Origin of the sequence: Arthrobacter sp. APC 3897 (genome assembly GCF_030407495.1) — a bacterium.
In the GTDB taxonomy this organism is placed as follows: domain Bacteria; phylum Actinomycetota; class Actinomycetes; order Actinomycetales; family Micrococcaceae; genus Arthrobacter_B.
On record NZ_JASDDG010000040.1, the window covers coordinates 1 to 25,095 of the forward strand.

The window sequence follows — 25,095 nt, forward strand, 5'->3', positions numbered from 1 at the left end:
AGCGTGTCCCGGGGATTATTGAGTGGACGTCGCCCGGCGGGCTGACCTACCGGACCGATCCGCACCTCACCCTGGCCTCGCCCGGCTTGAGCTCCGCAGGTGAACTGCCGGGTGGCGATCCAGAGGATCCACCGCCCTTCTGAGCAAGCACTCTTGGATCACCGCCGCCATATCCCTCCCCGGAAGCCGCCTTACCCGTCCCCGGAAGGAGAACCCCGCAGGCCCCGGTTGTAAGCTCGTGTTATGGCACGCTATTTCGACATTCACCCTGAAAACCCGCAGCAACGCACCATCGGCCAGGTGGCCGCCATTCTGCGTTCCGGTGGGCTGATCGCCTATCCCACAGATTCCTGTTACGCGTTGGGCGCACAGCTGAACAATAAGGACGCTTTGGACCGTATCCGGTCCATCCGTCACCTCAGCGACAAGCACCACTTCACGCTGATGTGCCATGACTTCGCACAGCTCGGCCAGTTCGTGAAAATGGACAATGACGTTTTCCGCAGCATCAAGGCCGTCACTCCCGGGAGCTACACCTTCATCCTGCCGGCAGTAAAAGAAGTGCCGCGCTGGCTCTCACAGCCCAAGAAGAAAACAGTGGGCGTCCGCATTCCGAACAACAAAGTCGTCTTGGCGCTGCTGGAAGAACTGGGCGAACCGCTGATCTCGAGCACGCTCCTTCTCCCCGGCGAGGAGGATCCCCTGACCGAGGGCTGGGAAATCAAGGAACGGCTGGATCATCAGGTTGAAGCTGTCCTGGACGCAGGATTCTGCCCGCCGGATCTCACCACCGTCATCGACTTTTCCAGCGGCGAACCTGAAATTGTGCGCTACGGAACCGGCGACCCCGCACGATTTGAGTAGGACACGGAGCGAGTAAGCGGGGTGGCAGGCTAGGGGTATGGCGTTACACATCGGCACGTCCGGCTGGAGTTACGCGGATTGGCGGAAGGTCCTGTATCCGCCCGGATTGCCAAACCGTCTCTGGTTGGAGACCTATGCTGCCGAGTTCAATACCGTCGAGTTCAATGGCAGTTTCTACCGGTGGCCCCGCGAGCCCGCCTTTGCCGCCTATCGGGACAGATTGCCGGATAACTACTCCTTCTCAGTCAAGGCACCGCGCGGCCTGACCCACGCGCGCAAGCTTCGCGAACCCGAAGAATGGATCAGCAGGATCAGCCGCTGCTGGAAAGAGCTGGGCGCCAAAGCCGGGGTCCTGATTGTTCAATTGCCTCCCAACATGGAGCGCGACGACGCACGCCTGGACTACTTCCTGCGCTCCCTTCCACCCGGCATCAGGACCGCCGTCGAATTCCGCCATCCGAGTTGGGAAACCGACGAGGTCTACAGCCTCCTTGAACGGCATGACGCCGCGTATACCGTCATGAGCGGAGCCCATCTGCCCTGCAATCTGCGTGCCACGGCGTCGTTCGTCTACGTGCGGATGCACGGCCCTGATCAGGAGCACCTCTACGCAGGCTCCTACCGCGACGAAGACCTGCAGTGGTGGGCCGATCGGATCCGCGAGTGGCAGCACTTGGGCAAGGACGTGTACGTCTACTTCAACAACGACGGCGAGGGTCACGCCGTCCGCAATGCCCGGACGCTGCGCTCAATGCTGGTTGCCGGCGTGTGACACCTGCCCGCGTCTGGGAACAGGGCCCGACACGAAAGCGCCGATTCCCGGTATCCGTAGGCGGCGGCGCCGAATACGGGTACCCTCGACAGTGAAGAGTGACCGTTGAGAACACTGCGGACCACAACTCTCGTTACTCAGGTTCCACTGTCTGGGCTGTCAGATCGGCCCATGACGCAATCTCCGGATTCCTCTTCGCCCGACGTCCGCCGAGCTTTGCCGGCACGTCCAACCTTGATTGGTGACATGACTTTCTTCAGCAGACTCACCCCCAATGACCCGTTTCCCGAGCATCTCGAAACGCTGTCTGATGATGACCTGGAAATTCTGAACAGCAGGCTCCACCGCCAAGCCGAGTACGAATATCGGCAAGAGGGAGAAACGGAGCCTGAAACCTCCTTCCGCCTCGAGTTCGTTACGGAAGAACTTGACCGGCGCGATGCCCCGGCCGCCGGGCCTGTCAGGGAGAACCTCGAGCAGGCACCCATGGCGAACGCCTAACGCCGCGCCGGGCTCCTGCGTGTCCTGCCGAGCTCGCCGGACAGTCCAAAGACCGGTGCGGTACGTGTCAACCTGATCCAATCCCTTGACACCTCTTTCCAGTGACAGGAGTGTGGACGCCACAGGGCACAGTGCCGGGTGGCAGCGCCCGGACCCCGCCGGCCCGCCGCCGCATGCGAGGTCAGGAGCACCATGACAGAAAATCCGGCCGATCAGGACTTGTCCGCGCTGGGTGCGCTGAGCCCGTTTGAACTAAAGGACCGGCTGATAGCACTTGCATCCTCGGATACCGAACGGCTGATGCTGAACGCCGGCCGCGGAAATCCAAACTTCCTGGCCACCCTGCCGCGCCGCGCTTTCCTGGCGCTAGGCAACTTTGCCGTGTCTGAATCCGAACGTTCGTACTCGTATCTGGACAGCGGGTTCGGCGGACTGCCCGAACAGGACGGGATGCTGGGGCGGTTCAACACCTTTGTGGCGAACGATCCGCAGCGCGTGGGCCTGCAGTTCCTGCGCTCTGCGGTGAGCTACGTCCATGATCGGCTGGGGCTGAACCGGGAAGTGTTCCTGGAGGAGATGGTCTCGGCGTTCCTTGGCTGCATTTATCCGACTCCGCCGCGGGTCTTGCCACAGACGCAGGAGGTCCTCCGCGCTTATCTGGAACAGGAGCTGCTGGGAGGTGAAACTCCGGCGGAGAACTTCGATGTCTTCCCGACTGAGGGCGGCACGGCAGCCATGAGCTATATCTTCTCGAGCCTCGCGGTCAACGGCCTGCTGGTTCCAGGTGACCGGATCGCCCTCGCCACGCCTATCTTCTCGCCGTATCTGGAGATCCCGCGGCTGCCGGACTACGGGCTGGAAGTGGTCCAGGTGGCCATGGACGAGTCGGAGGACTGGCGGCTGCCGGAGGCTGAGCTGGAGAAACTGCTGGATCCGTCGGTGAAGGTCTTCTGTCTGGTCAACCCCAGCAACCCTCCTTCTTCCAAGCAGCCGCAGGCGGTCCTGGACCTGCTGTCAGAGCTGGTGGCGAAGGAACGGCCGGATCTGATCATCATCACCGACGACGTATATGCCACGTTTGCCGATGATTTTGTCTCGGTCTTTGCCGCCTGTCCGCGGAACACCCTGTGCGTCTATTCCTTCTCCAAGTACTTCGGGGCCACGGGCTGGCGGCTGGGCACCATTGCGCTGCACCGGCAAAACGTCATCGATGACCTGCTGCAAGACCTGCCGCGCACCGAAAAGGACCGGCTGGAAGCGCGCTACTCCTCGCTCACCACGGACGTCCCCGGGCTGAAGTTCATTGATCGGCTGGTGGCAGACAGCCGGTCCGTGGCACTGAACCACACCGCCGGTTTGTCGGGTCCGCAGCAGCTGCAGATGGTGCTCTTCGCCCTGCACGGGCTCATGGACAGGCTGGACCGTTACCAGGACGCCGCCAAGGCGCTGGTCCGCGGACGCTATGCCACTCTGTACCGGAGCATGGGCGTGGCTCCCGAACCACAGCCCGAAGACGTCGGCTACTACAGCCTGATAGACCTGCGGAAGCTCGGCGGCCGGCTCTACGGAGAGGAGTTCCGGGAATGGCTTGCCTCCCGTCCGGACCTGGGGATGCGCTTCCTGATGCGCCTGGCTTCAGAAACGGGCGTGGTGCTGCTGCCCGGAAAGGGGTTCGACGTCGTCGCCCCCTCCGCGAGGGTGTCACTCGCGAACCTCACAGACTTCGAATACCGCGCCATCGGAGCTGCCACCCGCCACATTCTGGAGGACTATCACCGTTCGTTTCAGTCCGGTGGCTAGGAACCGGTTCAGCCGGGGGGCCTTCAACCCGCCGGCACAAACCGGCACCCCAGTCCGTGCTCGGTGACCAGATGGACCGGCGACGCCGGATCGGCCTCCAGCTTGCGCCGCAGCTGTCCCATGTACAGCCGAAGGTAGCCCGTGTCAGTAGTTCCCGGACCCCACACCTCGGTCAGCAGGGCGGACTGGCTGACCAGGCGCCCCGGATGCTGTACCAGCGCCTCGAGCAGCCGCCACTCGGTGGGAGTCAGGCGGATGGCGGACCCGTCGGACACCCGCGTCACCGCCTTTGCATTCAGATCCACGCGGACATCGCCGAACACCACTTCAGGCTGTTCCGGAGCCGCCGGATGCCGGCGGGTCAGGGCACGGATGCGGGCCATCAGCTCCTCGGTGGAAAAGGGCTTGGTGACGTAGTCGTCCGCCCCAAGGTCCAGTGCACGGACCTTGTCGGAGGAGTCCGTGCGCCCGGAAATCACCAGGATCGGTGCCCGGCTCCAGCCGCGGACCGCCTCGATGACCTCCATTCCGCTGAGCCGCGGCATGCCCAGGTCCAGCACGATCAGCTCAGGATGTTCCTCAACGGCCCTGCGGACGGCAGCTGCGCCGTCGGGTGCCGTGACAACCTCGTACCCGTAAGCGGACAGGGTGATGCGAAGGGCGCGGAGGATCTGTACGTCGTCGTCAGCAACGAGGATCTTCATGCTGCACCGGACTCTGCTGCGCTCGTCGCTTCTCCGGCACCCGGGGATGCCGCGGTGCCGGCAGACGCCGGCAAGGACAGCACCATGGTTAATCCGCCTCCGGGGGTGTCCTCGGTTTCCAGCGTTCCCCTCATTCCTTCCATAAAGCCCTTAGCCAGGGCAAGGCCCAGTCCCAGTCCGGTCTGGTTGTCGGTGTCCCCCAGACGCTGGAAGGGCAGGAAAACATCTTCCAACCGTTCCGGGGGTATCCCCGGCCCACAGTCTATGACGCGCACTTCCACCCGGCCTGCAAAGGCGCTTGCGGCCAGGACCACCTTGGCATCCGGCGGCGAGAAGCGGACTGCGTTCGCCAGCAGGTTCACGAGCACGCGCTGCAGCAGTACGGCATCGGCCAGAACCGGCGGCAGGCCCGGCGGAATCTCGAGCTCCACCTCGGCCGGTCCCAGCCCCAGCTCCTCCAGCGCCGGGAGCACCGCTTCGGCAGTATCCAGCGGCGCCAGCGAAACGCCCAGGACTCCGGCCTGCAGGCGGCTGACATCGAGCAGGCTCGTTACCAGGCCCGAAAGAGTGGCCAGGGACTCCTCGGCCGTTGCCAGCAGCTCGGCCCGGTCCTGTTCGCTCCAGTGCACATCCGGTGCGCGCAGACCGGTCACCGCGGCGGTGGCGGCTGTGAGCGGCCGGCGAAGATCGTGCCCGACGGCGGCCAGCAGCGCGGTGCGGACCTTGTCGGCCGCAGCGAGGGAGCCCAGTCCCTCAGCGGTCTCAGTGAGGTCGCCGTAGTCCAGTGCCGCTTCCAGCTGGGCGGCAATCACGTCCAGGAGCCGGCGGTCAGCCGCTTCAAGATCCCGGCCAAACAGTTCCAGCACCGCCCGTTCCCCCACCGGCAGGGCCAGGGATGCGCCCTGGCCTGCCGCCGCACCGGAGGAGGAGAGTTCACCGCCGTCGGCCACCAGGCGCACGGCGTCGAGGCTGAAGGCCTCACGGGTGCGGCCCACCAGCGCCGCAAGGGCGTCCTCCCCGCGCAGCACGTTACCGGCCACTGACGCCAGCAGTTCGGACTCAGCCGCCGCACGGCGCGCAGTTCGGGAACGCCGGGCTGCACGGTCCACCACAAAACTCACCAGCACGGCATTGACGATGTAGAGCACCAGCGCCAGGACGTGGGCGGGCGTGGCTACAGTGACCGTGTACAGCGGCTGGATAAAGAAATAGTCCAGGGTTATTCCGGACAGGAGGGCAGCGAACAGTGCCGGCCAGATCCCGCCGGCCAGTGCCACCACAATGACCAGTAACTGGTAGCTCAGCACATCCCCCGTGATGGATTCCGGTGTGCTCATGGTAACCAGCACCCAGGTCAGGAGCGGTCCGCCGGCCAGCGCCAGCGCCAGCCCCCACAGGCGGCGCCGGGCGGTGAGGGCACCGCCCAGCCGGGGCAGGGCCGGGCGCCTGCCCGCTGCCGCATGGTTCACGATGTGTACGTCAATGTCCCCGGACTCCCGCACTACAGTGGCGCCAATCCCCGGCCCGGTGAGCAGCGCCTGCATCCGGGGCCGGCGGCTGACGCCAATCACCAGCTGCGTGGCATTGACTCCGCGGGCAAAGTCCACGAGTGCATGCGGAATATCTCCGCCCACCACCTGGTGGAAAGTTCCGCCGAGTTTTTCCACCAGTGCCCGCTGTGCGGCAAGTTCGCCCGGATGTCCGTCCCGCAGCCCGTCGGGGGTGGTCACATGGACGGCAAGGAGGTCCCCGCCGGCGGACCTGGCCGCAATCCTGGCACCGCGGCGCACCAGCGTCTGCCCTTCCGGCCCGCCGGTCAGGGCCACCACTACGCGTTCCCGGGCTTCCCATTTGCTGCTGATCCCGTTCTCGGCGCGGTACCGGTTCAGCGCGCTGTCCACTTCATCTGCCAACCACAGCAGGGCCAGCTCGCGCAGCGCCGTGAGGTTGCCGAGGCGGAAGTAGTTGGAAAGCGCTGCGTCCACCCGTCCGGCGGGATAAACGATGCCCTGGGAGAGCCTCCCGCGCAGCAGCTGCGGCGCAATGTCCACCAACTCCACCTGGTCCGCGGAACGAAGGACGGAATCCGGAACCGTCTCGCGCTGCACGGTCCCGGTGATTTGTTCAATGACGTCGTTCAGTGACTCAATGTGCTGGATGTTGACGGTGGACAGGACGTTGATGCCCGCGTCCAGCAGTGTCTGGACATCCTGCCAGCGTTTGGCATGGTCCAGTCCCGGAGCGTTGGTGTGGGCGAGCTCGTCCACCAGTGCATAGTCCGGACGGCGTGCCAGCACTTCCGGCAGGTCAAGTTCCGACAGCAGCAGGCCGCGGTGATCCACCCGTACCGGAGCAACTGTTTCCAGTCCTTCGGCCATGGCCGCGGTGGCGGCGCGGCCATGGGTCTCCACCAGCGCCGCCACCACGTCCCTGCCTTCATCGCGGAGGCGGCGGCCCTCTTCGAGCATGGTGTAGGTCTTGCCGACTCCGGGCGCAGCGCCCAGGAATACCCGGAGTTGTCCTCTTGTCATTTTCTAAGTGTCCAACTCCAACAGGGCAATGTTGAGCTGCAACACGTTGACGGCGGGTTCTCCCAGCACTCCCCCGCGCCGGCTCTCCACAGCCGAGTCCACCAGTGCCCGGACATCGTCCGGGTCCAGGCCGCGCGCGGCTGCCACCCGCTCCACCTGAAGGAGCGCATATTCGGGACTGATGTGGGGATCCAGGCCCGACGACGACGCCGTCAGGGCATCCGCGGGCACGTCGCCGGGATCCACACCCTCGAGTTCGGCGACGGCCTCGCGGCGTTCGCCGATCGCCGCGGCCAAATCCGGATTCGCAGGGCCCAGATTGGAACCGCTGGAGGCTCCGCCGTCGTATCCGTCACCGGCGGCCGAGGGGCGGGACTGGAACCACTCGGGCAGGGCTGCGCCGCCGGCATCCGTGAAGGACTGGCCGATCAGGGCTGATCCCACGGGCTGCCCGTCCAGCGAGACCACCGATCCGTTTGCCCGGGAGTTCACGGTCATCCGGGCGATGCCGGTGACCGCCAGCGGATAGACGAGTCCCAAAGCCAGGGTCAGGATGATGACGGCGCGGACTGCTGCACCCAGCTGCCGTGCGGACGCGCGTGCGGTGCTCATAGTTTTTCCTTTTTGTTGTCTTGGACGGTGTCTGTGCCCATGATCAGAACCCCGGGATCAGTGATACGGCGAGGTCGATGAGCTTGATGCCGATGAACGGCGCCGCCACCCCGCCGGCTCCGAAGACCAGCAGGTTCCGGGTCAGGACCGCGGAGGCGCCCGCAGCCCGGTACTTCACGCCCCGCAGCGCCAGCGGGATCAGGGCAATGATCACCAGGGCGTTGAAGATTACGGCGGAAAGGATCGCTGACGCCGGCGAGTGCAGGTTCATGACGTTCAGGACGGCCAGTCCCGGAAAAACGCCCATGAACATGGCGGGAATGATCGCGAAGTACTTGGCCACGTCATTGGCGATCGAGAAGGTGGTCAATGCCCCGCGGGTGATCAGCAGCTGCTTGCCGATCCGGACAATGTCGATCAGCTTGGTGGGGTCCGAGTCCAGGTCCACCATGTTTCCGGCTTCCTTGGCCGCCGAGGTTCCGGTGTTCATGGCCACCCCCACATCGGCCTGGGCCAGGGCGGGGGCGTCGTTGGTGCCGTCCCCGGTCATGGCCACCAGCTGGCCGTTGGCCTGTTCCCTGCGGATCAGGGCCATCTTGTCCTCCGGCGTGGCTTCGGCCAGGAAGTCATCCACCCCGGCTTCCGCAGCAATTGCCTTGGCGGTGCGCGGATTGTCTCCCGTGATCATCACGGTGCGGATACCCATCCGCCGCAGCTCGGCGAAGCGGTCCTTCAGTCCGTCCTTGACGACGTCTTTCAGGTGCACGACGCCGAGGATCCGGGCGCTGCTGCCGGTGGTGCCGCCGTCGGACTCCCGGACGGCCACCACCAGCGGCGTACCGCCGCCGGCCGAGATCTTGTCCACCTGATAGGTCAGGTCTGACAGCACATCGACGTCGATTCCGCCGGATTCAGAGACCCAGTCCATCACGGCCGAGCCGGCACCCTTGCGGATCTGTGTTCCGGTGGCTCCCTTTGTTTCATCTGCATAGTCCAGGCCGCTCATGCGGGTTTGGGCGGTAAACGGAACGCTGACGGCGTTGGCTTCCTTCACGGGTGTAACGCCCATGCCTGCGGCCAGGTCCACAATCGACTTGCCCTCGGGCGTGGGGTCCTCGGCCGAAGCCAGGACCGCGGCCCGGATCAGCTCATCGCGGTCCGCCCCCGCCACCGGGATAAAGGCCGCGGCCTGCCGGTTGCCGTACGTGATGGTGCCGGTCTTATCCAGCAGCAGGGTGGTCACGTCGCCGGCGGCCTCAACGGCGCGGCCGGACATGGCCAGTACGTTGTGCTGGACGAGCCGGTCCATGCCGGCGATGCCGATGGCCGAGAGCAGTGCCCCGATGGTCGTCGGGATGAGGCAGACCAGCAGTGCCACCAGCACCGGAATGCTGACGGACGCACCGGAATATCCGGCCAGCGGGTTTAGGGTCACCACCACCACGAGGAAGATCAGGGACAGGGTGGCAAGCAGGATGTCCAGGGCGATCTCGTTCGGAGTTTTCTGCCGGGCGGCCCCTTCCACCAGGCGGATCATGCGGTCCACGAAGGTCTCACCGGGCTTGCTGGTAATCCGCACCACGATGCGGTCCGAAAGCACCCGGGTTCCGCCGGTGACCGCCGACCGGTCGCCGCCGGATTCGCGGACCACCGGGGCGGATTCGCCGGTGATTGCGGATTCGTCCACGGAGGCAATGCCGTCAATGATGTCGCCGTCGCCGGGGATGATGCCGCCGGCAGTGACCACCACGACGTCGTCGAGCACCAGATCAGCCGACGCAACTTCTTCCACTGCCGTGCGGGACGCGGAGGGATCCCCCGCGGCGTCATAGTTGGTTACCCGCCGGGCGGGGGTGGTGGTTCGGGTGGCCCGCAGCGAGGCGGCCTGGGCTTTTCCGCGGCCTTCGGCAACGGATTCGGCCAGGTTGGCGAAGATGACGGTCGCCCAGAGCCATCCCGCAATTAGCCAGGTGAAAGCCCCGGGCACTGCGCTGCCGCCTGAGGTCTCCGCACCGCCGGTGACCGACTCCGCCACCGCAATGGCGGTAATCAGCGCGGCGCCCGCTTCCACAATGAACATCACGGGTGTGTGCCACATGATGCGCGGATCGAGCTTGCGCAGGGCACCGGGGAAAGCCGCACCCAACTGCGCGGCCGAAAAGCCGCTGCGGCCCGGTACCGGGTTCCCCGGGACGGGCGGCCGGTTTCCTGCCGGGTCGTCGGACTGCGGGCCGTCCGGTGAGTGGCGGCCGGTCTTATCGGTTCTGCTTGTCACTGTGGACATGGTTAGAGCAACCCTTCCGCCAGGGGACCCAGCGCGAGTACGGGAAAGAAGGTCAGGGCGGTCACGATGACGGTGACGCCGGAAAGCATGATTACTGCCTGCGGCCGGTGGGTGGGAAGTGTTCCCGCGCTGACGGGAACATGGTCCTGCGCCGCCAGGGAACCCGCCAGGGCCAGGATGAAGATCATCGGCAGGAACCGGCCCAGCAGCATGGCCAGGCCGAGGGCGGTGTTGAGCCATGGAGTGTTGGCCGTCAATCCGGCAAACGCCGACCCGTTGTTGTTCGCCGCCGACGTGAAGGCGTAGAGCACCTCGCTGAAACCGTGCAGTCCGGGATTGTAGATGGAGATGCCCTGGACATCCTCGCGGATGCCCGGCACCGCAAAACTCAGTGCCGTTCCGGTCAGGACGAGGGTGGGCATGGTCAGCAGGTAGAGGCTGGCCAGCTTGATCTCCCGCGGCCCGATCTTCTTGCCCAGGTACTCGGGCGTGCGGCCCACCAGAAGGCCGGCGATGAAGGAGGCCACCAGTGCCAGGACCAGCATGCCGTACAGCCCGGATCCCACGCCGCCCGGAGCCACTTCGCCGAGCATCATGTTCAGCATGGCCATCATCCCGCCGAGCGGACTGAAGCTGTCATGCATCGAGTTCACCGCGCCGGTGGAGGTGGCCGTGCTGGTGGTACCGAACAGAGTGGAACCGGCGATGCCGAACCGCTGTTCCTTGCCTTCCATGGAGCCGGCTTCCCCCGAAGAGGCTGCGAATTCAAGGGCCGTCATCGTGGCCAGGGAGACTGTGAAGATGGCGGCCATGGCCGTGAGGATCGCGTATCCCTGTTTCCGGTCTCCGATCATGGTCCCGAAAGTGCGCGGCAGGCTGAATGGAATGGCCAGCATCAGAACCACCTGGAGCAGATTGGTCCAGGCGGACGGGTTCTCAAACGGATGTGAGGAATTGGCATTGAAGAATCCGCCGCCGTTGGTGCCCAGGAGCTTGATGGCTTCCTGGGACGCAACCGGACCACCCGGAATCGTTGAGGTGCCGCCGGCCAAACCGGAAACGGAGGTGAAGCCGTTGAAGTTCTGGATGACGCCGCCCGCGAGCAGGAGCAGCGCACTGACGAAGGCAAGGGGCAGCAGCAGACGCAGCACGGACCGTGTCATGTCCGTCCAGAAGTTGCCGATGGTGGTTTCCTTCCGGGATGCGAAGGCCCGGACCAGCGCAACAGCCACGGCCAGGCCAACCGCTGCCGAAAGGAAGTTCTGCACAGCCAGTCCCGCCATCTGGACCGTGTACCCCACCGTCACTTCCGGGGAATACGACTGCCAGTTGGTGTTGGCCACAAAGGACGCCGCGGTGTTGAAGGCGAGGCCTTCAGACACGGCCGGCAGGCCCAGGGATCCGGGCAGCAGATGCTGGGTGCGCTGCAGTGCATAGACAAGCAGGAGTCCGACGGCGGAGAAGGCCAGGATGCTGCGCAGATAAGACTGCCAAGACTGCCGGGATCCCGGATCCACGCCGATCAAGCGGTAGAAGCCCCGTTCCACCGCCAGGTTTCGGTCCGAAGCGTAGAACCGGGCCATGTAATCGCCCAGCGGACGGTACAGGGCCGCCAGCAGCAGGGCCACCAGCGCGAAAGAGGCCGCAGCCGGCCACACGCTCATCAGAACCGCTCCGGGCGGAGCAACGCCGCCAACAGGTAACCGGCGGCAGCAACGGCCAGGGCCAGGGCGAGAAAGTCGAAGAAGATCACAGCTTCTCCACCGCTCCGACGCACAGGAACAAGGCGGCAAAGAAAGCCGCTACTCCCAGCACAACAACAACGTCTAACAAGGGAACCCCCGGGATTCGATCTCATGCCGCCGGACAGGCGCCATGGGCGCGGACGCCGTTTCGATTAGACGCCTTGTCAGAGCCGGCTTTTGAAATCCTCACGGTTTCCTCACGCTCCGGGAGTGAACCATAACGAAATACATTTCCGGGAGTTGAATGATTGCGGCGGCGACCCGGATTCCGGCCGCACAGGCGCTGACCCGATGAGCGCGGGGTGGCTGTTAGGGTCAGGCATGGAAAAGTTGCCCGAGGGTATTCAGGAATCATCCAACTACCGCCCCGGCGAGCCCCTGCGCCCATGGGAGGACACCCGCATTGCCGGTGCTGACCTCGCCCTGGCCATCAAAGGTGCCCGAGCCGAAGGCGCCGTCGTTCGCCTCATCAACGGGGAGGATCTCTCCCAGGATGAAATCATCGCCTTCGGCCGCCTGAACGCGCTGTGCGTTCTGAGATGGTACGAGCCGCTGGTGAATTTGCTTGGTCCGCGTAGCCCGGAGCTTCTCCCGCAGCATGCCGATCTGGTCCGCAAGCACACCAAGCTTTTCCGGACCCGGCCGGATTCAGGCGGAAGCACGTCATCAAGCGACGAGCCCGTGGCTTTCGCCGCACCGCTGGCAGCACAGCTGCATTTGTTTATTGATCACCACCGCAGGGACCTTGGCCTCTGTTTGGAGGGCATGAGCGAGGAGGAAGCGCGCACTCCCCTGGTCCCGTCCAAGACGACGCTGCTGGGACTGGTCAAACACGCGACATTCGTGGAGCAGGTCTGGTTTGATGAGGCCATTACCGGCCACTCCAGGGCTGACATCGGCTGTCCCTCCGGCCCGGACGAATCCTTCGACCTGCTTCCGGAAGACACCATCGACTCAGTGCTGTCCGCCTACCTCCGGGTCTGTGCAGCGTCGCGAAAAGCAGCAGCCGGACGGGACCTCGACGACATTGTGTACGGGAACCGCCGCGGACCGCTGCCGATGCGGTGGATTTACCTTCACGTCCTCCGCGAGTTGGCGCAGCACTGCGGTCACGCGGACATTCTGCGCGAACAGATTATTGTTCGCCGCAGCCGCGTGAGCGCCTAGCCTGCAGCCACTCCGGCAACATGCCGATGTTATCCACAAGCGCCTTAAAACGTTTCCCCGGCAGGTAGGGTTCCAGCGTGAAGCAGCAGTGCATCATTTCAACGGGGGAAACATACATGAAGAGGAAACTTACGGCTGCTGGCGCAGCGGGATTTGTCTCGGTAATGGCTTTGGCTGGCTGCGGCGGTCCGCCGCTAATCTATAACGGCCAGGAACTTTCCGAAGTCGAAAAATCGATGGAGGAAATTGACGCTGCCTGGAAACAATCCGTTGCTAACGGGGTGGAGGCTACGGTCTCCGATGACTCTCGCTGCTATCTCCAGGTGAATGATGAGACAGTCGCCGAGACGGCAGTCTGCGGACCCATTCATTATCTCGGCAATGACGAGACGACATGGGACGGTGCGCAGTGGGAGGCAATTGCTGCCGGCAAGGATAAGTTCTCCCTAAAAAGCGAAACCAGCTTTGTCCCCAATCAGCAGCTGCAGGCGAACACTGACCTGTACAGGCCAGATGACAAAGAGCCGCCCGCTGAGATGGCCCTGAAAGAACCGGACGCTCCGGTAGCTGAAAAGGACAAAGCGTTTTGGCTGCCCGTCGGGCAGGCGCCGGTTCAAGCAGATTCTTCGAACGCGAAGCCCGGGATCCTGAAAAGTCCGATAGGCACTGTGAGCGTTGTCAGCACTGAAATGTCGAATCGCATAGGGGGCGCCAGCAATCGACAGCAGGCCCCCGAGGGAACGCAGTTTCTGACGATCAACTTCTCGGCTTTAACTGGTTTTGAGCCTTCTTCAGACGTATCCGCGATGGCGGTAGTCGTTGGGGACAAGACGTATCCCGTCGAAACTGTGGACGGGCAATCAGTGGTTGTTCCGGTGTCCGGGGATCTCGAAAAGGCACTCCTCCGGCTGACCTATGACGGATTGGATCAGGACTTGTCGCTGTCGGATCTTTCCCGTGTGGATGAGAGCGTTGCCGCCGGCCTGTACAGCGATTTGGAGACCGAACCAAAGGAGTCCGAGAGCCGGAGCGGCGACAGGAGAATTAACGAAGCTGAGGCGGATAACACCTTCTCCGGGAGCCTGAACTACAAGGTACAGGCCGAACGGCTTGCATACGACCAGGAGCGGAAGTGGCCCGCGGCTGGGATGTCCTGGCTGAAAGTCAACCTCAGCACGAACACCATCGGACCCGAATGGGATGGGAAAGGCTATGACCGAGGGGTGTATGGGCTGACCAAGACAATAGAAACCCCCACCCTGCAGATAGCCGGTAAGAGCATTGCCGGGGAACTCGGCGACGTCGACAACGGCTTCTTCGGGGGTGGCCAGGAGGTCTGGTATCAGGTGCCCGCTGACTCCCCTCAGGCAACGTTTTCAGCTGACGTGAAGCTGGTCGGGGTACTCAAATCCACTAGAAGCAGTGCCAAAAATGCACCGCCGTCTGTGGAACACGTCTACCAAATCCGGGACGTGAACCTCGAATTCGCACCTAAGGCTGGAAACTGAGACTGATTTCTTCCTGGAGTCGGTCTAACCGGGCTGGGAGCCGCCGTCCCCCGCCGTCCCCAGCACCGCCCAGGAGTTGGGCGGCAGGGTCAGGGTGTTGGCCTCGGGGTCCAAACCGGATTCCCCTGCCAACACCTCCCGGGCAGCGCCCGGTACCGGGACTGAAGCCGCCTGGCCAGCAAGGTTCAGGGCGACGAACAGCGAGTTGCCGTCGTCGTGCACCTCATAAACCAGCTGCTCGTTGGTGAGTTCGTGCACCCGCGTCCGGGCATCATGGAGCCAGGGATGCCGGCGGCGCAGGCCAATCAGGTCCCGGTGCAGCTGGTACACCGGCCTGCCAAGGCCGGAGAGCTCGCCGGGGCCAGCGGGAAATACCGGCCGGATGTCGTCGTCTCCCCCGGCACGGTCTTCCTTGATGCCGCGGTAGCCCTGCTCGTCGCCGTAGTAGACGGCCGGAGTACCAGGCAGGGTAAACAGCAGCACCAGGGCATGGGCCAGCCGGGACGCGCTTTCCCCTGGGGCCGGTTCCAGGCGGCTGGCGATACGCGTGACGTCGTGGTTGCCCGCGAAGGTGAGCGGCACGAACGTGTCCAGGAAGTTATTGTGCCGCTCCAGCGCTGCAGCAAGTTCGTAGAAATTCGCGTCCGTCAGAGAGCTCCAGATCGCTTTCCACAGCTCGTACTGCGTCACGGAGTCCAGGTTTCCGTTTTCCACCTCGGCCGGGTAATCGCCGTGGATGTACTCACCCACAAAATAGGCCTCAGGGAACTCCGAACGGACATCGTCCAGCACCCGGGCCCAAAATGCGGAGGGCACGGCATACGCGGCATCCAGGCGCCAGCCGTCGACTCCGCGCCGCAGCCAGTGCTTCATGACGTCTGCCACGAATTCGGCGACGGCCGGCTCCGCGTGGTTGAGGGCAACCAGCTGGTGGTGCCCTTCAAAGTCCGCGTAGCCGGGTTCGGTGCCCGGTGTCCATCCGTCGGGCCAGGAGAAAGAGAACCAGTTCGAGGCAGGCGCTTCCGGTCCCTGCTCAAGCGCTTCCCGGAACGGAGCGAAGGTGCGTCCGGTGTGGTTGAAGACGCCGTCCAGCAGTACCCGCAGGCCGCGGGCCCGGGCTTCGCTGATCAGGGTGTCAAAGTCCGCATCGTCCCCCAGCCGCGGGTCGATCCGGTAATAGTCCGCGGTGTCATAGCCGTGCGTTTCCGAGGCGAACACCGGCCCGAGGGCAATGCCGGACAGGCCGAGCTCAACGGCGTAATCCAGCCAGGCCGTCAGGTGGGGCAGCCTGTGCCGGACCCCGGGCACCGCCTCTGTGAGGGCCGCCTTCTCCGCTCCGGTGAATCCCAGCGGATAGACGTGCCACCACAGCACATGCCGTACCCAGTCCGGCGTCGTCCTCATATGCGTCAGTTCCCTTCGCGTAGCGTGCACAACCCTGCTCCCCAGTCTGCCATCAGTACCCTTACTGCTGCACACTGAGGGAAACGCAGAAGGAGGGGCCGGCGTCGCAGTACGACGCCGGCCCCTCCCCCGCTGTGTTGCCGGGACTACTGTCCCTGAACGCTTGCTGCTTTAGGCATCCACGACGATGGCCGTGATGGCCGGTGTGCGGTTGTAGAAGCGGCGCATCCAGTTTGCCGTGGCGCGTTCGATGATCGCCTCCGGATCTTCGCTGCGGCCGCCGCGTCCGCGGCCTGCGGCGTCGTTGATGGCCTTTTCGATGGCGGCTTCGGCCTTCTTGACGTCGCCCGGGGTGCAGGCGAAGCCCTTGATGAAGAGCTCCGGCGGCTCGGCCACCGTGTTGGTGTCCGGATCGATGAGGGCCAGGACAGTGACTGAGCCCTGCTCGGAGAGCTGCATGCGCTCCTTGAGATCGTCCTCGGTGGTGTGTCCGACGCTGTCGCCGTCCACAAATACCAGGCCCACGGGAATCTTGCCCGAGATCGTTGCCCGGCCGCGGCGCAGGTCAACGGTGACGCCGTCTTCGGCAATAACGACGTCGCGCGGGTCCATGCCGGTAGCGACGGCGACGGCCTGGTTGGCCTTCAGATGGCGCCATTCGCCGTGGACCGGCATGACGTTGCGCGGCTTCACGATGTTGTAGCAGTACGCGAGCTCGCCGGCGCTGGCGTGTCCGGAGACATGCACCTTGGCGTTGCCCTTGTGAACCACGTTGGCGCCCAGTTTGGTCAGGGAGTTGATGACGCCGTAAATGGCGTTCTCGTTGCCCGGGATCAGCGAGCTGGCCAGCAGGACGGTGTCACCCTCATGGATGCGGATAGCGTGGTCCTTGTTGGCCATCCGGGACAGGGCGGCGAGGGGCTCACCCTGCGAGCCGGTGCAGATCAGGACCACCTTGTGGTCATCCGAGCGCTGCAGCTGCTTGAAGTCCACCAGGAGACCCTTGGGGATGTTCAGGTAGCCCAGTTCCTCGGCAATGGTCATGTTGCGGACCATAGAGCGGCCCACAAAGGCCACCTTGCGCTTGTAGCGGTCGGCAGCGTCGATGACCTGCTGGATCCGGTGGATGTGGCTGGCAAAGCTGGAGACGATGATCCGGCGCGGCGCGGTGCGGAACACCTGGTCGATGGCGGGAGCCAGTTCCTTCTCCGAAGCCATGAAGCCGGGCACGTCGGCGTTGGTGGAGTCGGTGAGGAACAGGTCTACGCCTTCAGCGCCAAGGCGGGCGAAACCGGCGAGGTCGGTGATGCGGCGGTCCAGCGGGAACTGGTCCATCTTGAAGTCACCGGTGTGCAGCACCATGCCCGCAGGGGTGCGGATGGCAACGGCCAGGCTGTCCGGGATGGAGTGGTTGACAGCCACGAACTCCAGGTCGAAGCCGCCCATGGTCCGGCGGTCGCCTTCCTTGACCTGGATTAGCTTCGGGGTGATGCGGTGTTCCTTGAGCTTGGCTTCAACAAAGGCCAGCGTCAGCTTGGAGCCGATCAGGGGAATGTCGGAGCGCTCACGCAGCAGGTAGGGAATGCCGCCGATGTGGTCTTCGTGGCCATGGGTCAGAACCACGCCCACAACGTCATCCAGGCGGTCCCGGATGTAGGAGAAGTCGGGGAGGATCAGGTTGACGCCGGGGTGGATTTCCTCAGGGAAAAGCACGCCGCAGTCAACGATCAGCAGTTTGCCGTCATACTCAAAGACGGTCATGTTTCTGCCGATTTCACCGATACCACCCAGCGCAACAATACGCATGGTTCCATTGGCGAGTTCCCGGGGGGCTTTCAATGCGGCAGGTGTTCTATTCACGGATGGTGTTTCTTTCGTCGGGTACGGGTTTTACTGGGGCGCTGCAGCACTAGGCTGCGACACCAAAAGGTCTAGGGTCCGTCTTCAGCACCGACTCCACCGGGCCCGCGCAACCCTGCGCATCCCGGGCCTGGGCCGCCGCCGTTTTTCCAAAACGGGCAGGGACCCTGACGGGTGGAGTCGTCCAAAACCTACGGACATCTCTTATCATCTCATTATCTTGCGGCTTTACCGCATCCGCTCTTTCACAGCCGGCGAACGGGGTCCGCACGGGCAGGTGCCGTGGTCAGCGCAACCGCGGCACGCGGGGGTCCTTCGGAGGGGCCGGCGCGGAGTCCGAACCGGAGTCCGAGCCGGGGTTAGGGCTTGGGTTCGGACCGGCATTCAGAACAGAGTACCGGTGCACGGCACGCATCCCCTGTTCCAATGCTCGAAGGTCCTCCAGCGGCAGCCGGGCGAGAATGTCCCCGCTCAGTTCAGGCCGGGCGGACATGAGGCGCCGCACGAGTGCCAAACCCAGCGGTGTGGCCTGGATCCTGCGCACCCGCCCGTCCGTCTCATCCTGGGAACGGGCGGCCGCACCCTGGGCCACCAGGCGGTCAATAAGTCCGGACATGGAGGCCAGGGAAACGCCGAAGGTGTCTGCCAGTCCCCGGCCGGTGGCACCGTTCTCGGTCGTGGCCAGAACCGCCAGCACTTTCAGCTGCTGGATGGTCAATTCCGTGGAGAGGAGCGAGTCAAGCAGCACTGGAAGCGTGGTCGCCTGGAAGGCAACCCCAAGGTTTTCCAGGCTGTTGACCAGTCGCTGGCGTTCTTGCCGGGCATCGGTTCCATCGGTCATCTCCTCACCGTAGTTCCGGCGGGACGGATCAGGAAACGTTCAGCCAAGATGGTTAGGCTGACCCTAACCATTTTGAAGTGGTTGATAACAAACGGTGTTCCGGTCATGGGTTGGGGGCCCGGCCGTGAATGCCCTCATCCAACGTGAGGACAACAGATGAGCACGCATAACCCTGTCCAAGGTGTCTCGAATGAATTGCTGGGCGAAGGGGTGGACGTTGATGCGCTGCGGGCAAAATACAAGGCGGAACGGGACCGGCGGATCCGGCCCGACGGCGCCGCCCAGTACCAGCCGGCAACGGGCTCCTTCGGCTACTACGCCGTTGATCCGTACACCGAAAGGGCTGACCGTGAACCGCTGACGGACGCCGTGGAGGTCCTTGTTATTGGAGGCGGTTTCGGCGGACTGGTCACCGGCGCCCGGCTACGGCAGGCGGGCATTGAGGATATCCGCATGATGGACGAAGCCGGAGATTTCGGCGGAACCTGGTACTGGAACCGCTACCCCGGCATCCGGTGTGACATTGAGTCCTATGTGTACCTGCCGCTGCTGGAGGAAGTCGGCGGCATGCCCAGCGAACGGTATGCTCCCGGCGAGGAAATCCGGCAGCACGCTGTCGCCATCGCGCGGACCTTTGATCTGTACCGTGACGCCGTCTTCCACACCCGGGTCACCAACCTGATGTGGGATGAAGACGCCGTCGAGTGGGTCGTCGAGACCGACCGCGGCGACCGCATGCGCGCGCGCCAGGTGATTACCTCTTCCGGAACCCTGACCCAGCCGAAGCTTCCCGGCATCCCCGGCATCGACTCCTTCGAGGGGCATACGTTCCACACCAGCCGCTGGGACTACAGCTACACCGGCGGCGACCAGTTCGGCAACCTCAACAAACTGGCTGACAAAAAAGTGGCCGTGGTTGGCACCGGAGCCACGGGCATCCAGGTCATCCCCATGGTGGCGCGCGACGCCGAGCAGCTCCTGGTCTTCCAGCGCACCCCCTCCTCGGTGGACGTTCGCGACAACCGACCTACGGACCCGGAGTGGGCTGCGTCCCTGCAGCCGGGCTGGCAGCAGGAACGCATGGAAAACTTCCTGGCCCAGGTTTCCGGAGAACCGGTGGAGCAGGACCTCATCCAGGACGGGTGGACCTCCACCGCGCAGCTTCAGCGCAAGGTGGTCAGCGGCGCCGTCGACACTTCCGTCTCGCCAGAGGAACGGGAACGCATCGATGAACTGGTGGACTTCCGCAAGATGAACTCCATTCGGGCGCGGGTGGACGAGGTCGTCAAGGATCCGGCCACTGCGCAATTGTTGAAGCCCTGGTACCGCTACATGTGCAAGCGGCCAACCTTCAGCGACTTCTATCTGGAGGCCTTCAACCGCCCAAACGTCACGCTGGTGGACACGGCCGACTTCGGCGGCATCACCCGCATGACGGAGAACTCCATCGTGGTCGGTGACGCCGAGTATGAGGTGGACTGCGTCATTTTCGCCACCGGTTTCGAGGTGGGAGTTTCGGGCGTGACATCAGGCGCCATGCCGGTGACCGGCCGCGGCGGCCGCACGCTGCTCGAAGCCTGGGGCCGGGGTCCGAGGACCCTCCACGGCTTCTACTCCCACGGCTTCCCCAACCTGTTTCACCTCGGTTCGCTGCAGAACGCCAACTCGGTGAACTTCGTGCACATCCTGATGGAACAGGCCAACCACATTGCCGCTGTGATCACCAAGGGGCGCGAGGTTGGTGCCGACTTCATCGAGCCGGCCGCGGAGGCCGAGGACCAGTGGTGCCGGACCATCCAGGAGCTTTCTCCGAACAACCGGAAATTCCAGGCTGAATGCACGCCCGGCTATTACAACCGGGAAGGCAATCCCCCGCCCGTCAGCTTTTCCTACGGCCCCGGTCCGGTGGCGTTCCACCGCCTGCTGAAGAAGTGGCGCCGGGAGGAAATCCAGGACGTACTGGCCGTCAAGGAGCGCCAGCGGGCCTAGGAGCGGGCACGCTTTCCTTCCCGCACATGCAAAAGCACTCCGGACGGGTGGCTGCCGTCCGGAGTGCTTCCGGTGTGTGGAGTGCCTAGGGCTGTGGAGTGCCTAGGGCTGTGGAGTGCTTCCGATTGTGCGCCGGTTAGCGTCCGACCTTGCCGAACAGGGAGGCGATGGGCGCAAGCACCAGCGGACGGGCCGCGAACCAGCCGCCGGCTATCACCAGCAGCGACGCAAAGAACATCCAGAACCCGAACCAGTTCACCGTGTCCTGCGCACCGTACATGTGGTTGAGGTTCCGCAGCGCACCGGTGGACAGCACCAGCGCCACGTGGACAATAATGAAGCCCACGAAGTACAGCATCACGGGGAAGTGGATGGCCCGGGCCACCTCAACCGGGTACACCTTGGTCAGGCCCTTGGCCTTGGCCGGCCACAGATCCGACATCCGGTACCCGCTCAGTGCTGCCAGCGGAGCGGCGATGAAGATGGTGACGAAGTAGGCCAGGACCTGCAGGCTGTTGTAGTTGACCCAGCCGTTTTCCGTAGGCCAGTCCAGCGAAAGATACTGGAGTCCCGCGGAGAGGGCGTTCGGGAAGACGTCCCAGCTTGTGGGAACAACCCGCATCCACTGTCCGGTGACCGCGAGCAGCACTATGAAGATGCCGCCGTTGATCAGCCAGAGGAGGTCCAGTGACTGGTGCAGCCACAGAGTGATGCTGATCTTCTTCGGATTTTTCCCCCGTTTGGGAGTCCACGATGCCGGCGGTTTGCGCTGGGTGCGGACCTGCCATCCTGACCGGATAATCAGGACCATGAGGAAAACGTTGAAGAAATGCTGCCATCCCAGCCAGGCCGGCAACCCCACGGGCGCCCCGTCCGGCAGGTGGCTCTCCCCCGGATAACGGTCAAGGAAACCCTGCACCGGCTCAAGGGTTACCAGCCAGCGTGCCAGCAGCACGGCCGCACCAAAGAGGACGAGCAGCCCCACCGCCGCTATGCCTGCTTTGCCCAGCCGGCTGCCCGCACGGTTAGGGCCCGACGACGGCGCAGCAGGCGCCGGTGCCTGGGGCGGCGCCGCGGCCGGTCCGCGTGCGGGTGCCGCCGCCTTTGCGGGTGCGGCAGCTGCTGTCAAACCGGTGCGGGTACCGCGTGCCGGTGCGGCTGCCCCGGATGATGCTGTCCCGGATGAAGCTGCCGCAGGCGCGGTTGCGCCCGCAGCGGGTGCGGCAGGCGACGTACCCGCAGCCGCACGCGGCATGCCCTGGCGGCGGCCCGGTGTTGCCGGTGTTGCAGCCGGACTCGCAGGAGCGGCGGGCGCAGCCGAATTAGCCGGACCTGCAGCCGGGCTGGCTGCAGACGCCTGCGGAGCTGCCGGTTGGGCAGCTGTGCCGGGCGGCTGGGCATTTGCGCCGGGGCGCGGCAGTCCCTGCCGGCGTCCGGCGGGCTTGGCAGCAGGCCCGTTGGACGCCGCTTCGTTTGGCGCAGACCCGTTGGCGGCTGCATCAGGTGCAGACCCCTTGGCGGCGGGCTCCTGCGCATCCCGCTTCTCGTTCTGTTCCGCGGCCGGGCCCGCTCCGGGAGTCCGGGGCAGGCCCTGTCTTGTCAAACTGCCGCCCGTTTCGCTTCGATGGCTTTCACCAGCTGCGGCACAACGGAGAACAGGTCTCCCACCACGCCAAAGTCGGCAATCTCAAAGATGGGCGCATCTGCGTCCTTATTGATCGCGACAATGGTTTTGGCGGTCTGCATGCCGGCCCGGTGCTGGATGGCACCGGAGATGCCGAGCGCAATGTAGAGCTGCGGGGCAACTGTCACGCCGGTCTGTCCAACCTGCGAAGTCTGGGGCACGTAGCCGGCGTCCACAGCAGCGCGCGAAGCACCGATGGCTCCGCCCAGCGCATCGGCCAGTTCCTCGACCAGCGCGAAGTTCTCAATGGAGCCCAGGCCGCGGCCGCCGGACACCACCACGTCTGCACCGCGCAGCTCCGGGCGTGCCGAAGCGACGGCGGTTTCCTCGTAACTGGAGATGACGCCGTCGGGCACGCCGGAGGCCTGGACCGAAAGCAGCTCGATGTTCGCTTCCTTCGCTTCGGCCCGGACGCTGGAAGAGCCCTGCCGCAGCGTGATGACGAGGGTGCCGGCGGTGACCGCGGAATCCACGGAGTAGGCTCCGCCGTAGACCGAGTGGTGGGCAACGATGCCCTCCTCGTCACGCGAAACTCCAACTGCGTCCGCCGCCAGTGCGGCACCGGAACGGGCGGCGAAGCGTGCTGCGGCGTCCCGCGCCTGGATGGAGTTGGAGACCAGCACGGCTTCGGGAGCCACGGCGGCTGCCGCTGCGCTGAGCGCGTCGACCACGGGGGAAACCATGGCCGTGGCGAGCTCGTCGGATTCAGCAACCAGGACGTGTGCCGCACCGAGGGCGGCGAGCTCGGCGCCGATGAGGTCTGCGCTTCCCGGGGCTGCAACAGCCAGTACAACGGGGGTGCCCACCACGGAGGCCGCGCCGATTACTTCGGCTGCGCTGGAGCGGAGCTTGCCCGACGGCGCAACGTCAACAAGCACGAGTACGGAGTCACTGGGGTAGCCGGTCATTCTGAGCGTCCTTTGATGAGTTGGTTCTGGGTGAGGAAATCGGCCAGCTGCTGGCCGGCGTCGCCGTCGTCTTCAATCTTGATGCCGGCAGTGCGCGCGGGGCGCTCGGCCACGGCCAGGATGATGGACCGCGCGGCGGCCTCATCGGGGGCCAGGCCCAGATCCTCGAGGGTTAGGGTTTCAAACGGCTTCTTCTTCGCCGCCATAATGCCCTTGAAGTTGGAGAAGCGGGCATCCGGAAGTGCTTCAGTAATCGAGATAACCGCCGGAAGTGCGGCACTTACTTCGAACGTTCCCGATTCAACGTTCCTGCGCCCGGCAACGCCGGAATCGCTGATCTCTACGGTGCTGAGGGAAGTCAGTCCCGCCACGCCGAGCAGTTCGGCGATCATCGACGGCAGGACGCCGCCGCCGCCGTCAGTGGAAATGTTGCCAGCTATGACCAGGTCGAAGCCGATCTGCCGGACAGCTGCAGCGAGCACCTCGGCAGTGAGGGTCATGTCTGCACCCAGCAACGCGTCGTCCTGGACGTGGACGGCACGGTCCGCCCCCATCGCCAGGCCCTTGCGCAGGCTGGCGGGCACCGTTGACGGGCCGACGGCGAGCAGGATCACCTCGGCGTCTTTCTGGCTGTCGCGGTACGTCAGCGCAACCTCAAGTGCACGTTCGGTGATCTCGTCGAGCACCAATTCGCTTCCGGCCCGGTTCAGCAGGCCGGTCTCCAGATTCAGGGTGCGGTCCCCCCAGGTATCCGGAACCTCTTTCATCAGAACGATAATCTTCATTGTTTTCCCTCTCGCATCGTCGTCAACGACTCCTTGTTGAAGGCCTTTGAGACCTCAGTCACCGTTCGGCAGACGTCGCCGCGATCGTATCGCAGACCGGTCAATTCTTTGTGATCGGGGTCATAGCCCGTGATTTTTCCGCGACGTGGAACCGTCATCGAAAGACCGCCAATCCGTCGCTGATGACGGGCTTGTCCCCCACCAGGGCATCGAAGCGTCCGTCTTCCCAGGTCCGGACGGTCATCTCATCGCCGGGGAAGACGACGCCGGAAAACCGTCCCGCCAGCTGGACGATGTCCGCGGGGTGGGCACCGGCCATGCCTGCCAGTGACAGTGTTGCCGACGCCAGTGAGGCCAGCCCGTGCAGGATCGGACGGTCCTGGCCGATGCGCCGCGCAGCCTGCGGATCGATATGTATGTGGTGCCGGTCCCCCAGCAGGCGGTACAGGGCGGCCTGGTTGGGGCTGGTCTGAAAACCTGCAGTCCCGGCGGGCTCACCGGCCGGGGCCGGGGTGCGTCCGGGACCCCGGTCCCCGTCGTAGCCGCCGGTTCCCGGAGCGAAGATACTCCAGGTGGCCACAAAATATTCACACTCAACGAGCACATTGAAGACGGCCGCCGATCCCTTGTCCCACACCTCGCCCACCCGGGCAGACAGCTTCAGCTCACCGGAGCGCGGCAGCGGCTTGAGGACCGTCAGCTCCTGGGAGCCGTGGACGGCGCGGTTATCGAAGGCGCCCTGCCCTGCCAGCAGGTCCGGAGCCCACTGTGCGAGGGTCAGGCCGAAGGAAGGAAGGACACGCAGCCGGTCCTCAAAGACAAGGTCCAGTTCGCCGGCGGGAGCGCCGACCGCAAGGGCATAGAGGATCGCATCGGTCTCGGAGTAGCCAAGAGTGCGTTCCCCCAGGAAGCGCCCTGACCAGGCGTCAGCAGTTTCCCGGCGGTCCGGAGCGGGGACTTCCCCGGCAAAGGTCTGTGCGCTCATGCGCCGTACACCCCTTCCGGCGTCGCGGCGTCAAGAAGCAGTTTTTCAATGGCCTCGCCGGCGGCCGCAGCCTCCCACCGCTCCCCCGCATCCGTTGCGGGACCGTGGTTCCAGCCCTCCTCGATGCAGATCCGGCCGCCCTCAATCTCAA

The 25,095-nt window shown here is 64.6% G+C and carries 20 protein-coding genes; 7 read left to right on the forward strand and 13 right to left on the reverse strand.

The window, feature by feature from the left end:
- Window positions 1-243: 243 nt before the first annotated feature.
- The 4 genes from QMA10_RS16400 (at window position 244) to QMA10_RS16415 (ending at window position 3,937) form a co-directional block, all read left to right on the forward strand.
- Window positions 244-864, forward strand: a complete 621-nt coding sequence (locus tag QMA10_RS16400) for an L-threonylcarbamoyladenylate synthase (RefSeq protein ID WP_290170078.1) — start codon at window positions 244-246, stop codon at window positions 862-864.
- Window positions 865-901: 37 nt separating this feature from the next.
- Window positions 902-1,636 (forward strand): DUF72 domain-containing protein, encoded by a 735-nt coding sequence (locus QMA10_RS16405; RefSeq protein ID WP_290170079.1) that lies wholly within the window; start codon window positions 902-904, stop codon window positions 1,634-1,636.
- A 246-nt stretch (window positions 1,637-1,882) separates the two neighbouring features.
- Window positions 1,883-2,137 (forward strand): hypothetical protein, encoded by a 255-nt coding sequence (locus QMA10_RS16410; RefSeq protein WP_290170080.1) that lies wholly within the window; start codon window positions 1,883-1,885, stop codon window positions 2,135-2,137.
- Between the two features lie 192 nt (window positions 2,138-2,329).
- A complete protein-coding gene (locus tag QMA10_RS16415; RefSeq protein ID WP_290170082.1) occupies window positions 2,330-3,937 on the forward strand; it encodes a bifunctional aspartate transaminase/aspartate 4-decarboxylase in 1,608 nt (535 codons plus the stop codon).
- 23 nt (window positions 3,938-3,960) lie between these two features.
- On the opposite strand, the gene QMA10_RS16420 is transcribed toward QMA10_RS16415, so the two are convergent.
- The 6 genes from QMA10_RS16420 to kdpF are packed head-to-tail and all read right to left on the reverse strand — an operon-like array spanning window position 3,961 to window position 11,821.
- Window positions 3,961-4,641 carry a response regulator transcription factor gene (locus QMA10_RS16420; RefSeq protein ID WP_290170085.1) on the reverse strand — a complete coding sequence of 227 codons (681 nt, stop codon included), beginning with the start codon at window positions 4,639-4,641 and terminating at the stop codon, window positions 3,961-3,963.
- Window positions 4,638-7,172: an ATP-binding protein gene (locus tag QMA10_RS16425; protein ID WP_290170086.1), complete on the reverse strand. Its 2,535-nt coding sequence runs from the start codon at window positions 7,170-7,172 to the stop codon at window positions 4,638-4,640. The genes QMA10_RS16420 and QMA10_RS16425 overlap by 4 nt, the downstream gene beginning before the upstream one ends.
- A 3-nt stretch (window positions 7,173-7,175) precedes the next feature.
- Entirely contained in the window at window positions 7,176-7,784 is a 609-nt protein-coding gene (kdpC, locus tag QMA10_RS16430; protein WP_290170088.1) for a potassium-transporting ATPase subunit KdpC, read from the reverse strand.
- Between the two features lie 43 nt (window positions 7,785-7,827).
- Window positions 7,828-10,068 (reverse strand): potassium-transporting ATPase subunit KdpB, encoded by a 2,241-nt coding sequence (gene kdpB / locus QMA10_RS16435; RefSeq protein WP_290170090.1) that lies wholly within the window; start codon window positions 10,066-10,068, stop codon window positions 7,828-7,830.
- A 2-nt stretch (window positions 10,069-10,070) separates the two neighbouring features.
- Window positions 10,071-11,732, reverse strand: a complete 1,662-nt coding sequence (gene kdpA / locus QMA10_RS16440) for a potassium-transporting ATPase subunit KdpA (RefSeq protein ID WP_290170092.1) — start codon at window positions 11,730-11,732, stop codon at window positions 10,071-10,073.
- On the reverse strand, window positions 11,732-11,821 hold the full coding sequence (kdpF, locus tag QMA10_RS16445) for a K(+)-transporting ATPase subunit F (RefSeq protein ID WP_290170094.1): 90 nt from the start codon (window positions 11,819-11,821) through the stop codon (window positions 11,732-11,734). The genes kdpA and kdpF overlap by 1 nt, the downstream gene beginning before the upstream one ends.
- Window positions 11,822-12,494: 673 nt before the next feature.
- Here kdpF and QMA10_RS16450 point away from each other — a divergent pair.
- Entirely contained in the window at window positions 12,495-12,980 is a 486-nt protein-coding gene (locus QMA10_RS16450) for a DinB family protein (RefSeq protein WP_290170117.1), read from the forward strand.
- A gap of 77 nt (window positions 12,981-13,057) precedes the next feature.
- Window positions 13,058-14,488, forward strand: coding sequence for a hypothetical protein (locus tag QMA10_RS16455; RefSeq protein ID WP_290170096.1), 1,431 nt, complete (start codon window positions 13,058-13,060; stop codon window positions 14,486-14,488).
- Window positions 14,489-14,512: 24 nt separating this feature from the next.
- On the opposite strand, the gene QMA10_RS16460 is transcribed toward QMA10_RS16455, so the two are convergent.
- From QMA10_RS16460 to QMA10_RS16470, 3 genes are all read right to left on the reverse strand, one after another.
- Window positions 14,513-15,892 (reverse strand): alpha-amylase family glycosyl hydrolase, encoded by a 1,380-nt coding sequence (locus QMA10_RS16460; RefSeq protein ID WP_290170097.1) that lies wholly within the window; start codon window positions 15,890-15,892, stop codon window positions 14,513-14,515.
- Between the two features lie 171 nt (window positions 15,893-16,063).
- The gene (locus QMA10_RS16465; RefSeq protein ID WP_290170119.1) at window positions 16,064-17,698 is read right to left on the reverse strand and encodes a ribonuclease J; all 1,635 of its coding nucleotides are present in this window, start codon (window positions 17,696-17,698) and stop codon (window positions 16,064-16,066) included.
- Between the two features lie 340 nt (window positions 17,699-18,038).
- Window positions 18,039-18,593: a MarR family transcriptional regulator gene (locus QMA10_RS16470; RefSeq protein WP_290170099.1), complete on the reverse strand. Its 555-nt coding sequence runs from the start codon at window positions 18,591-18,593 to the stop codon at window positions 18,039-18,041.
- A 156-nt stretch (window positions 18,594-18,749) separates the two neighbouring features.
- Between QMA10_RS16470 and QMA10_RS16475 the strand changes: the two genes are divergently transcribed.
- Window positions 18,750-20,582, forward strand: a complete 1,833-nt coding sequence (locus QMA10_RS16475; RefSeq protein WP_290170101.1) for an NAD(P)/FAD-dependent oxidoreductase — start codon at window positions 18,750-18,752, stop codon at window positions 20,580-20,582.
- A 136-nt stretch (window positions 20,583-20,718) separates the two neighbouring features.
- Here QMA10_RS16475 and QMA10_RS16480 read toward each other — a convergent pair whose 3' ends face one another.
- From QMA10_RS16480 to QMA10_RS16495, 4 genes are all read right to left on the reverse strand, one after another.
- Window positions 20,719-22,185, reverse strand: a complete 1,467-nt coding sequence (locus tag QMA10_RS16480) for a cytochrome b/b6 domain-containing protein (protein WP_290170104.1) — start codon at window positions 22,183-22,185, stop codon at window positions 20,719-20,721.
- Window positions 22,182-23,174, reverse strand: a complete 993-nt coding sequence (locus QMA10_RS16485) for an electron transfer flavoprotein subunit alpha/FixB family protein (protein WP_290170106.1) — start codon at window positions 23,172-23,174, stop codon at window positions 22,182-22,184. The genes QMA10_RS16480 and QMA10_RS16485 overlap by 4 nt, the downstream gene beginning before the upstream one ends.
- Window positions 23,171-23,959, reverse strand: a complete 789-nt coding sequence (locus QMA10_RS16490) for an electron transfer flavoprotein subunit beta/FixA family protein (protein ID WP_290170109.1) — start codon at window positions 23,957-23,959, stop codon at window positions 23,171-23,173. Before QMA10_RS16490 ends, QMA10_RS16485 begins: the two co-directional genes overlap by 4 nt.
- A 154-nt stretch (window positions 23,960-24,113) precedes the next feature.
- The gene (locus QMA10_RS16495; RefSeq protein ID WP_290170112.1) at window positions 24,114-24,944 is read right to left on the reverse strand and encodes a MaoC/PaaZ C-terminal domain-containing protein; all 831 of its coding nucleotides are present in this window, start codon (window positions 24,942-24,944) and stop codon (window positions 24,114-24,116) included.
- Window positions 24,945-25,095: the final 151 nt, after the last annotated feature.